Below are 11,071 nucleotides of genomic sequence, written 5' to 3' on the forward strand. Positions count from 1 at the left end.
ACGCACTCCATCCAGAGTCTATAGGGGCATAAATCACTATTTTGTCAGCTGAAATATTGAATTTTCAAGGAGCGAAGCCCATTTCAGGTATGGGAAGTCTTAGTTATTAATATAATGTTTGCCTTCCTCACTCAATGTGATCCACGAAACCCTCTGGTCCTGATCATCCTGGCTGCGTATAATCAGTCCTCTTGCCTCCAGCTTTTTCAGAAGCGCCGTGATGGACGGAGGCTTCACTCCAAGCTTTTTAGCAATATCCTTCTGGGGCAGTTTCCCTTCCTTGGAAAGGATAAACAGACATCCTGCCTGCCCCGGCTTCAGATCTACATCTTTCATACACTGCATGATCCGGTAGGTCTGTGCATGCAGGATCTGATTGAGCAGAAGAGGAACCGGTATTTCCCTTACCGATCTTTCTTCCATTGTTTTTCCTCCTTTAATTAGTTAGATGTCTAACCGATAGTTTAGTATTTTGCCTAATGTATGTCAATATATATCTTGTTATTTCACTTTTTAGTCATAAATTTTCACAAAAATTTAATTAAACAACTAATTAATCCGGATGTATGGAAACATCCGGATTTTTCTATACTGTCCTGTCTTCTTTTTCGTGTTTGTGATAAACTACTGTTGTATATAAAATGAAAAGACGCCTCCTTTAAGAAGCGTCTGCTGACTCTATGTATGACTATGCTGTTTCGTCTTATCAATCCAGGTGATCTTCACCTTACACCTGTCATGAATCCGGCACTGGTCCAGTGAAAGATGAATGTCCTTCTTCTTCAGTACTTTTGAAATTCCTTCAAAAATCTGAAGAATCTGATTTTCATATTTCATTACGTTTTTGAACCGCTTATAGTATTTTCCTCCCCGGATCGCCTCCCCCGGAAGCCATGTCTTCCGGATATTGCGCGCCTGAATTTTCTTCTCACCCAGGAAGATAAACTCATTGATATTTCCCGGTCCGTCATTCAGATGATTGTCAAGACTTTCCGGTATCTTCCCCCAGATCTTTTCCGTCTCTTTTAAGATATCGAAAATCTCTTTTGTCTCTTCCCGGTTTAATTTGAAAATTTTCATCGTCTTTATTTCATCAAAAAGCCGGTAAGCTGCAAATTTCAAGTTGCCATTCCCCCGTAATTCCAGAGAAAAGCCGCCGTCATCGCCCTCCATGCCAAAATTCGGGCTGACATGATAGCGGAATACGACAATGTCTTTATTCAAATCCTTAAACTCCATAGTGTCCCCTTAATACCGATTCTCTGCCTGTCCAGCATCAAAAATTATAACATACTTCCTCAGGGTCTTCCATGTTTTTTCCGGTATTTTCTGTGAACATCCGGAGAACTTTTCGCAGGATCTGACATGGCAAGAGAATTTTTTCACTGTCTCGTTTTTTCTTCTCTCTCTTCGACAAAATGTACTTCTGACTGTTCCCAGTACTTCCTAAACATCCGCTCCGTCTGTCCATCCAGGTTCATCTGATACAGCCGGAAAGTCACAAGGAAATTCTTCGGCTGCCAGAGTTCCTCATAAGAATACTGATAACTCATACCGAGTTTTTCCATCACTGCTCCGCTTGCCGGATTCTTTACATCATGGGTCGCTGTCAAATATGGGATTCCGTCTTTTCTCGCCTGCTCAATGACTGCTCTGCCGGCCTCAGTGACAATTCCCTGATTCCAGTATTCCTTTCTCAGACCGTATCCAAGGTCATGGCTTTCCTCCATGGATACACCAATGTATCCGACCGGACGGTTCTCCCCTTTCAGACAGATGGCATACTGGTATCCGCTTTCCTTTTTATAACTGTCCAGATAATGTTCCTTCAGAAATGTTTCCGCCGCCTCTAAAGATGCTGCCGGAAACCACGGAAGAAAGCGATTGACCTCCTCGTCTTTCAGTATCTCATACAACGCTTCCCTGTCTTCCTCGGTAAACTTCCTCAAAATAAGCCGTTCTGTTACCAGTTCCGGTGTGTTTTCTCTCTTCATCTTTTCCCTCTCTTTCTGCTTCTTATCCAATGGAATTAAGCCCGAAGGATTTTCTCCATCTGTTTTCCTTTGGCAAGTTCATCAACCAGCTTGTCCAGATAGCGGATCTCCTGCATTAACGGCTCCTCGATCTCCTCTACGCGTACTCCGCAGACCACACCTTTGATCTTCTTCCGGTTTTCATTTAACTCCGGTGCATTCTGGAAAAACTCGCCGTATCCGATCTCAGATACCGACATCTGATTCAGTTCTTCCTGCTTATATCCGGTAAGCCACCGGATAATCTCATCCACTTCTTCCTTTGTCCGATCCTTTCTCACTGCTTTGTTGACCAAAAGCTCATAAATCTTCGCAAACTTCATCTGATATACTTTTTCATTCTCCAATTTCCTGCACTCCTTCCCCTGTTCTGAAACGATTGTTTTTTACATCATATCATAGATGGCAGGTTCTTTCATCCTGAGAAAGTATTGCGACTTTATATGAATTATTAGATTTGCTGGAATAAATAACTGATTCAATCTGTCAGGTAACGCAAATTCGGGCACACAGAAAATAAACTGCTGGCCCGAATTTTGTCGTTTCTCCATTTTCTATTTTTCTATACAATGACAGGCTGCCTTATGTCCCGGTTCCACTTCCCGGAATTCGGGTGCCTGCTTTTTGCAGATTTCCTTTGCGTACGGACACCGGCTATAAAAAGCGCAGCCCTGAAAGTCTTCCGTTCTTACCGGCTGTTCTCCTGTCAGTGCCTGAAATTCACCGCCTTGAATATATGGATCCGGAATCGCCGCAAATAATGTTTTCGTATATGGATGCAGAGGATTTGCAAATAGTGTCTCCGTATCTGTCTCTTCTACCAGAGTTCCCAGATACATAACGCCGATCCGGTCAGAGATAAACCGAATTACACCGATATCATGAGAAATAAAGAGCAGACTCAGTCTCAGTTCTTTTTTAAGGTTCATCAGCATATTCAAAATCTGTGCCTGAATAGAAACATCCAGTGCCGAAACCGGTTCGTCGCAGACAATCAGTTTCGGATGAATGATCAATGCTCCTGCAATTCCAAGGCGCTGTACCTGCCCTCCGGAAAGTTCATGCGGGAAACGGAAATAGTGTTCCTCCGAAAGTCCTACTTTTTCCAGTACTTCCAGTACCCGCTTCCTTCTCTTTGCTTTGTCCTGTTCTCCGTGAATCTGCAGAATTTCCTCCAGAATTTCTCCAATTCGCAGTCTTGGATTCAGAGCTGAAAGAGAATTCTGAAATACCATCTGGAGTTCTTTTCTGAGCGGACGGAATTCCCGCTCACTCATCTTACTGATATCTTTTCCCTCATAGAGAATGGATCCGCTGTCCGCTTTGGTCAGCCCAACAATCATTCTTCCTGTGGTAGATTTTCCGCATCCGGACTCTCCTACCAGTCCGTAGGTCTCCCCTTTTTCGATGGTCAATGACAGATTATCCACTGCGCACATACGCTCTTTTTTCCCGAACCATCCGCCATTTCGCAGCGGAAAGGTCTTTTTCAGATTTTTGATCTCCAGCAAATGTTCGCTCATGATGCTGTCACCTCCCTCTCTTTTGCTCCGTCTGCATACTTCCAGCATTTTACCTTATGTCCCGGAGAAATCTCCACGAGCGGGGGCGGGCAGTTCCTGCAGGTATCGTCAGCCAGACGGCATCTCGTACAGAAATGGCATCCTTCCGGTATGTTGGAAAGGGACGGCACAGATCCCTGAATCACTGGAAGCTCTTTGCCGCGTTCCACTCTCAGGTGCGGAATACATGCAAGAAGTCCCTGTGTGTACGGATGGCATGGATTCTCAAAAAGCTCCTGTGTCTGTGCTTCTTCTACGACCTGTCCCAGATACATGACTTTTACACTGTGGCAGATTCTGGACACAACTCCCATATCATGTGTGATAAACAGCACTGACATTCCAAGACGCTCATTCAGATCCCGGATCAAATGCAGGATCTGTTCCTGAATCGTTACATCCAGCGCTGTTGTCGGCTCATCCGCTATCAGAAGTTTCGGCTCACACGCAAGGGCCATGGCAATCATAACTCTTTGCTGCATTCCTCCGGAAAGCTCGAATGGATATTTTTTCATGCACGCTTCCGGATCCGGAATTCCGGTCATTTTCAACATCTGAATGCTCCGTTTTCCAGCCTCTTCTTTAGAGAGCTGTTTATGCAGAATCAATACTTCTGAAATCTGGTTCCCCACTGTATGAACCGGACTCAATGAATTCAGCGGATCCTGAAAAATAACGGAGATCTGGTTCCCCCGGATATCGCGCATCCGGAAAAGCGGCTTTTGCAGAAGATTCTCCCCCTCAAACAGAATTTCTCCCTCATAACGTACTGCTGTATCATGGTCTCTCAAACGCAGAATCGACTGCGACATCACACTCTTTCCTGATCCGGATTCCCCTACAATTCCTGTAATCTCCCCCGGATGGATTTCCAGACTGACACCATCCACAGCCGGAAGCCACTTTTTGTGTACCGGAAAGGATACTTTCAACTCTTTTATCTCCAAAAGAGTTTCATTCTTCTTTTCTTCCATCATGCCTTTTTCTTTCCTCCTTTCACCTTCGGATCCAGATAATCACGAAGGCCGTCACCGAGAAGATTCAGGCTGAGCACGCATAGAATGACAGCCGCTCCCGGACAAATCATTGTCCATGGTGCTCTGGAAAATACCATCTTGCTGGATTCCAGCATATTTCCCCAGCTTGCTGCCGGCGCAGGGATTCCTGCTCCCAGAAAACTTAAGGACGCCTCCGAGATAATTGCCTGAGCAAAGATAAAAGATGCCTGCACGGTCAACGGAGAAATTACTCCCGGCAGAATCATTCTCCAGAGAATCCGGAAATTACTGAATCCTTGTACCTTTGCCGCTTCCACATAAGCCTGCTCTTTAATGACAAGCGCGCTTACCCGCACCGTTCTTGCTACGCTTGGCGTATAGACAATGGTAAGTGCCAGAATTACATTCCAGCTCGATGTTCCAAGGGCTGCAATCAACGCAATGGCCAGCAGAATACCTGGAATGGCAATCAGCCCGTCGCAGATCCTCATCAGGATCTGATCCAGCACTTTGAAGTAGCTGGCATAAATGCCAATAATCGTTCCCAGTACACAGGAAAATATTGCAACACATCCCCCTACCCAAAGAGAAACTCTCGCCCCGTACATCACACGAACAAAAAGATCCCGTCCGAATTCATCTGTCCCAAACAAATATCCATCTCCGGGTGGCTGCAGTCTCTTCGTCACTTCCATGGCGTTAGGGTCCGTTGAGTTAAAGATCGGGACAAACACTGCCAGCAGCACAATCAATACAAATCCAACAAACCCGATAATCAGTGCCGGGTTTGCGAGAAGTTTTTCTTTTTTTAATGTTCTCTGCTCCCGGAAAATCGCTTCACTGGCAGCAGAGATACTTTTCCGTCGTATCAGCATTCCCTTCTCCTCCTACTTTCGTCCCGGCCGAAGCCTTGGGTCTGTAAAACCATACAGAATATCTACAATCAAGTTCACAATCACGTACAAAAGCGTCACAAAGATTACCACTCCCTGAATGACAAATACGTCTCTCCGGTTGATAGAAGTCAGTGTCAGCATTCCAAGTCCCGGAATATTGAACAATGTCTCTGTCACAATCGTACCGGTAATCAAACTTCCAAATGACTGTCCCACGGCCGTAAGAATAACCGGTGCCCCATTTTTGAGCGCATATTTCATCACAACTTTCTTTTCTTTTAGCCCTTTCGCCCGTGCAGTCTGAATATAATTTTTATAAAGAGTCTCCAGAAGTGAAGATCTTGTCATTCTTGTCAGATACGCTGCCTGCACAATACCAAGGGAAAGCGCAGGTAAAAACAGATAACGCAGGTGCTCTCCGAGACCTTCTGAAAGTGCTGCGTATCCTGCCACCGGGAACCAGTGAAGGTAAACGCCGAAAAACAGCATGAGAAACATGCTGAGCAGAAATCCAGGAAGCGCCGATCCTAAAAGAGATGCAGTTACACAGGTAAGATCCAGTGCAGTTCCTCTTTTGTATGCTGCCAGAATTCCGAGCGGAATCGACAAAATCAGAGCAATGATCTGCGCAAACACTGCAAGGCTCAATGTCGGTACAAAATATTCTGCAATCGCGCTTGTTACTGTCTGGTGAAGGAAATAAGATTCTCCCCAATCCCCTCTCAGAACATTGGTAAACCAGTCCACATACTGAACAAGAAACGGTCTGTCAAATCCGAGTTCCGCGTTCAATGCGTCAATTTGATCCGGTGTCGCTTCCATTCCAAGAAGCGCCGTAGCCGGGCCTCCCGGAATCATATAGACAACAAGAAAAATCACGCAGGATACCACAAAAAGTACCGGGATCAGCGATAAAATCCGTTTTAAAATATACTTTAGCATGATTTGTTACTCCTTCCATAAAAGAACAGCGGAGTGCACATCCGCATTCCGCTGTTATCATTGTATGGCATTTATTCTGATGCAGTCACATTCCAATAGATCGGGAAACGGAGATAATCGTATCCTGTTACACCTTTATCCATTGCTATCACACCTGTATAATGGCCAAGAACGGTTGCTGCGCCGTACTCATACAAAAATGTCTGTAAATCTGCCCAGGCTTCTGCTGCTTCCTCATCAGAAGATGCGGCACGAATTGCAGTAATTCCTTCTGTCACTTCCGGTGCATTCAGACCAGCCCAGCCACTGTCAAGTACAGATAGCTGAATTGGCAGCATGTTGTAGGAATTACTTGTAATAAACATATCAAACTGCTGCGGATCAGAACGATGTTCCATAAATGTACTGAAATCATACGTTTCTACTTCTGCATTAATTCCCGCCTGTTTCAGCTCTTCCTGCACAACTAAAGTTGCATTGTACATTTCCGGATAGTCCTGGGTTGTTACCAGTACTACTTTTTCGTTATTATAACCTGCTTCTGCAAGAAGTTCTTTTGCTTTTTCTGTATCCTGCTGATTATAATATTCACTTCCCTCATCAGTTCCCCACTGTGTATCTGTCGGATCACTCCAGCTTGCATTCAGCTCGTACAGATCCGGATTTCCATATGCCGCAAGCATGATGTCATCACAGTTCAGAGCCGCAAGAACTGCCTGTCTGAATGTCTGATTTGCCATCACACCCTCTGTCGTATCCAGGAAAAGATTCAAAGTACCTCCACGGTCCACCTTCAATGTCAATCCATTATCAGAAGACAGATCTTCATAATTATCAATCGGAATTTCTTCTGAAATATCATACTCTCCACTCTGCACTCCCGCAATTCGTGTGGAAGCATCTGTTACCACATCGTAATAGATTGTCGGGGTAGCAGCCTGCTTTTCTCCAGCAAGTCCACTTGCTTCTCCTTCGGAAGGCTGATAATCTTCATATGCTTCGAGTTTTACATACTGATCCTGCTTCCACTCGGAAACCTTATAAGGACCTGTTCCGATGTACTCACTGATTCCCTCTGCTGTCGCAGATTCAACAACCTCTGCCGGATAAATTGCAGCCGCCTGAATCGGGCTTGCCAGAATCATAATAATATCAGAAGAAGCCTGATTAACTTTCAGATTTACCGTATAGTCATCTACTTTTTCAAATACAGATCCTCCGATCAGTGTATTTGCTTTTGCGGATACTTCGATCCAGCGATTCATGGAAGCAACAACATCATCTGCTGTCATCTCCTCGCCATTGTGGAATTTCACGCCCTGACGAAGCTTGATCGTATACACCATTCCGTCATCGCTTACTTCATAAGACTCTGCAAGTACTGGTGTCGGCTCATAGTCTGCATTCATCGCAAACAATGGCTCGTACACATGTACTCCGATTCCCCCTACAATGTTAGAATTGATAGACTGAGGATCCAGAGAAGGCGGATTCGCCGAAATTGCAACATGCAGCTCCTCTTTGTTCTTGGATGCGCTGTCTCCTGATCCGCCTGATCCGCTGTCTGAGTTTCCGCCTCCGCATCCCGCCAATACCAGTGCAGTACTCATCAACAGGGCTGCTGCACCAAATAATGGTTTTCTTTTCATAATTTTACCTCCTAAAGCATATATCGAATATATAACATAACTATATTCAGCAGGGGTAAAAAAAGCAAATTGATAATCATAATGGGCATCATGTCGATTTTCTATTTGACAAGATCACAGCCTTTTCGTCATATGTACCGCTTCAGCTGTTTGGTAATGATTTTCCCTATTCATGGAATACAATATACTTGACATGACAGTCCAAAATGTGATATAAGTAAAAACAGTTAAAAGAACTAAAGAAGGGGATTGGTCAAATGGTATGACAGGAGTCTCCAAAACTCTTAGCGGGAGTTCGATTCTCTCATCCCCTGCTGAAACCGCCGAATTTCGGCGGTTTTTTCATGTCCGGGTTTGAAATAGAACACAAGGTAGAACACAAATAGAAAAGAGCATTTTCATGCTATGATATTAGATAGCCGAAAATGCTCTTCTTTCTTTGCATTGATCTTTCTTTTCCGATTCCGGTCAGTGCCGATATATCCGTTTTCTACAAAATGTCGATATATTCTCCTGCCAAAGCCTTGTTCATACTCCGGACCGCACAGAATTTTCCGCACATACTGCATGTGTCACTGTGATCATCTTCCGGTTTTCTGCTGTCCCGGATTGCTTTCGCTGTTTCCGGATCCAACGCACACGCGAACTGTTCTTCCCAGTCCAGTTTTCTTCTGGCCTCTGCCATCCTGTCATCAATCTCTCTTGCTCCCGGAATTCCTTTGGCGATATCTGCTGCGTGTGCCGCGATTTTCGATGCAATAATTCCCTGTTTTACATCATCTACATTTGGCAGTGCCAGATGTTCTGCAGGCGTTACATAACAAAGGAAAGCTGCCCCATTCATTGCTGCTACAGCGCCTCCGATGGCTGCTGTGATGTGATCATAGCCTGGCGCAATATCCGTCACAATCGGGCCGAGTACATAAAACGGTGCTCCCATACAGATACTGTTTTGGACTTTCATGTTTGCCTCTACCTGATCCAGCGGTACATGCCCCGGACCTTCTACCATAACCTGGACATTATGCGCCCATGCGCGTTTTGTCAGCTCTCCAAGACGGACAAGTTCCTCTATCTGACACACATCTGTTGCATCTGCCAGACACCCTGGGCGGCAGGCATCTCCAAGGGAAATGGTTACATCATATTCCTCGCAGATATCGAGAATTTCGTCAAAGTATTCGTAAAATGGATTTTCTTCCCCAGTCATGCTCATCCATGCAAATACCAGACTTCCGCCGCGGCTTACAATGTTTGTCTTTCTTTTATGCTTTTTGATCTGTTCAATCGTCTTTCTTGTAATTCCACAGTGCAGTGTCACAAAATCTACGCCGTCTTCCGCATGCATCCGAATGACATCAATAAAATCTTTTGCTGAAAGTGTTGCCAGGTCTCTCTGGTAATGAATCACACTGTCGTAAACAGGAACAGTCCCGATCATCACCGGGCATTCTTTCGTCAGTTTCTGACGGAATGGCTGTGTATTTCCGTGACTGGAAAGATCCATGATTGCCTCAGCTCCCATATTAACGGCACTCAGCACTTTCTGCATCTCAATATCATAATCTTTGCAGTCTCTCGAGACTCCGAGATTTACATTAATTTTTGTTCGAAGCATACTGCCAATTCCTTCCGGATCAAGACAGGAGTGACGTTTATTAGCGCAGATTGCAACCTTTCCTTCTGCTACCAGTTTCATCAGCTTTTCGACCGGCATTTTTTCTTTTTCCGCTACTGTCTTGATCTGAGAAGTGACAATGCCCTTCCGGGCTGCATCCATTTGAGTTGTGTAGGTTTCCATATTCTTTACCTCCTTTTTCTTCCTTTGTCAGACGCCGGCTTTTATAGATAGACAGGCAGAATAATTACTTCCTGCTCTCATCTGGATGCCGACGCCTTCACCGTTTCTTTGTCTGGTGATCATCAAGTTTGTTTTCCTCCTTTAACCACAACCTGATTTTTCTATAGCGGCAGAAAGTGGTGTCCCCGGCCTGCCGCTTTCTCAGAAGCGTTTCACTTCCGATAAACTAATTCGCCATACGAAGCTGATTAAGCGCTCCACCTTTTTCCAGTACTGTAATCAAAATAAATGCCAGAATGCTTCCTGCTACCGTTGAAATCAGAAATGGAACGACATAGACAAACAGGCCCACCGGCTCCATACCCATCAGAAGTTTTGCAACCGGATATGCACACAAGCCTCCCAAAACTCCTGTTCCAATAGCTTCTGCCGCACAGGTCGGAGCAAGTTTTCTACATCCCATATAGACAAGTCCGCAGCACAATGCTCCCACCATGCTTCCCGGAAATGCCAGAAGGCTGCCGAGGCTCATTATGTTCCGAAGCAGACTTGCACAGAAAGCAATACCGACTCCCCATCCCGGTCCAAGGGTTACAGCCGCCAGAATATTAACCATATGCTGTACCGGTGCACATTTACTTCCTGCCACCGGAAAGCTGATCATACTTCCAACGACCGCCAGTGCGGTCAGCACTCCTGCCAGTACCAGTTTTTTTGTTGCTGTATTTTGTTTCATCAACACACAGCTCCTTTCCATAAGTTCTCAGATATTTTCCTGTAACACCTTCCGGGAAAAGAAAAAGAGATGCCGCAGGGCATCTCCAGATTTAGTATCCTAAATAATTTCATCATCATCCCTACGTTGGCATTATCCAAATCAGGTCTCAGGTCGAGGCGATCCAGCCTCCTCTCAGCCGACTCCGGTCAGCTCCCTGTGTCACACTATTCAAATATCTGATCATAGACAATTATAGTCCTCTTATTTCTCACTTTCAAGTAGTAAATTGAAATTTATATCTGATCAAAACTCCAGATTCAAGTATCAAAAAAAGACAGCCTTAGCTGTCTCCTTCATTCATGTACCTTCAAAACCACATATAAGTCCACGTTTCTGTCATCCTGCTTTTTCCTATCCACCATTCCTTGGTTATGCCCTCGACCTATTAGTAACAGTCAGCTCCATGTGTTAC

At 44.9% G+C, this 11,071-nt stretch carries 11 protein-coding genes, 1 tRNA gene and 1 riboswitch; of the genes, 1 reads left to right on the forward strand and 11 read right to left on the reverse strand.

The window, feature by feature from the left end; all coding sequences use genetic code 11:
* Window positions 1-99 precede the first annotated feature (99 nt).
* From H6A32_RS15150 to H6A32_RS15190, 9 genes are all read right to left on the reverse strand, one after another.
* Window positions 100-423: a MarR family winged helix-turn-helix transcriptional regulator gene (locus H6A32_RS15150; RefSeq protein WP_204864756.1), complete on the reverse strand. Its 324-nt coding sequence runs from the start codon at window positions 421-423 to the stop codon at window positions 100-102.
* Between the two features lie 255 nt (window positions 424-678).
* Window positions 679-1,239: a hypothetical protein gene (locus H6A32_RS15155; RefSeq protein WP_087167505.1), complete on the reverse strand. Its 561-nt coding sequence runs from the start codon at window positions 1,237-1,239 to the stop codon at window positions 679-681.
* 143 nt (window positions 1,240-1,382) lie between these two features.
* On the reverse strand, window positions 1,383-1,994 hold the full coding sequence (locus tag H6A32_RS15160; protein ID WP_087254605.1) for a GNAT family N-acetyltransferase: 612 nt from the start codon (window positions 1,992-1,994) through the stop codon (window positions 1,383-1,385).
* A 35-nt stretch (window positions 1,995-2,029) separates the two neighbouring features.
* The gene (locus H6A32_RS15165; RefSeq protein WP_087254587.1) at window positions 2,030-2,380 is read right to left on the reverse strand and encodes a DUF2200 domain-containing protein; all 351 of its coding nucleotides are present in this window, start codon (window positions 2,378-2,380) and stop codon (window positions 2,030-2,032) included.
* Between the two features lie 207 nt (window positions 2,381-2,587).
* A complete protein-coding gene (locus H6A32_RS15170; RefSeq protein ID WP_204864757.1) occupies window positions 2,588-3,556 on the reverse strand; it encodes an ABC transporter ATP-binding protein in 969 nt (322 codons plus the stop codon).
* Window positions 3,553-4,572, reverse strand: coding sequence for an ABC transporter ATP-binding protein (locus H6A32_RS15175; RefSeq protein WP_330680281.1), 1,020 nt, complete (start codon window positions 4,570-4,572; stop codon window positions 3,553-3,555). The genes H6A32_RS15170 and H6A32_RS15175 overlap by 4 nt, the downstream gene beginning before the upstream one ends.
* Window positions 4,569-5,468, reverse strand: coding sequence for an ABC transporter permease (locus tag H6A32_RS15180; protein ID WP_204864758.1), 900 nt, complete (start codon window positions 5,466-5,468; stop codon window positions 4,569-4,571). The genes H6A32_RS15175 and H6A32_RS15180 overlap by 4 nt, the downstream gene beginning before the upstream one ends.
* 12 nt (window positions 5,469-5,480) lie before the next feature.
* Window positions 5,481-6,431: an ABC transporter permease gene (locus H6A32_RS15185; RefSeq protein WP_204864759.1), complete on the reverse strand. Its 951-nt coding sequence runs from the start codon at window positions 6,429-6,431 to the stop codon at window positions 5,481-5,483.
* Window positions 6,432-6,502: 71 nt separating this feature from the next.
* Entirely contained in the window at window positions 6,503-8,080 is a 1,578-nt protein-coding gene (locus H6A32_RS15190) for an ABC transporter substrate-binding protein (RefSeq protein WP_087254601.1), read from the reverse strand.
* A 243-nt stretch (window positions 8,081-8,323) separates the two neighbouring features.
* Here H6A32_RS15190 and H6A32_RS15195 point away from each other — a divergent pair.
* Window positions 8,324-8,394 (forward strand) — tRNA-Trp (locus H6A32_RS15195).
* 176 nt (window positions 8,395-8,570) lie between these two features.
* Here the strand turns inward: H6A32_RS15195 and thiC are convergent.
* On the reverse strand, window positions 8,571-9,881 hold the full coding sequence (gene thiC, locus H6A32_RS15200) for a phosphomethylpyrimidine synthase ThiC (protein ID WP_087167507.1): 1,311 nt from the start codon (window positions 9,879-9,881) through the stop codon (window positions 8,571-8,573).
* Window positions 9,882-10,107: 226 nt separating this feature from the next.
* Complete coding sequence (thiW, locus tag H6A32_RS15205) at window positions 10,108-10,617, reverse strand: energy coupling factor transporter S component ThiW (RefSeq protein ID WP_087167508.1); 510 nt, start codon at window positions 10,615-10,617, stop codon at window positions 10,108-10,110.
* 101 nt (window positions 10,618-10,718) lie between these two features.
* Window positions 10,719-10,826, reverse strand: a riboswitch (TPP riboswitch).
* Window positions 10,827-11,071: the final 245 nt, after the last annotated feature.

The sequence above is a fragment of the Drancourtella massiliensis genome, from assembly GCF_016900655.1.
Lineage (GTDB): Bacteria > Bacillota > Clostridia > Lachnospirales > Lachnospiraceae > Sellimonas > Sellimonas catena.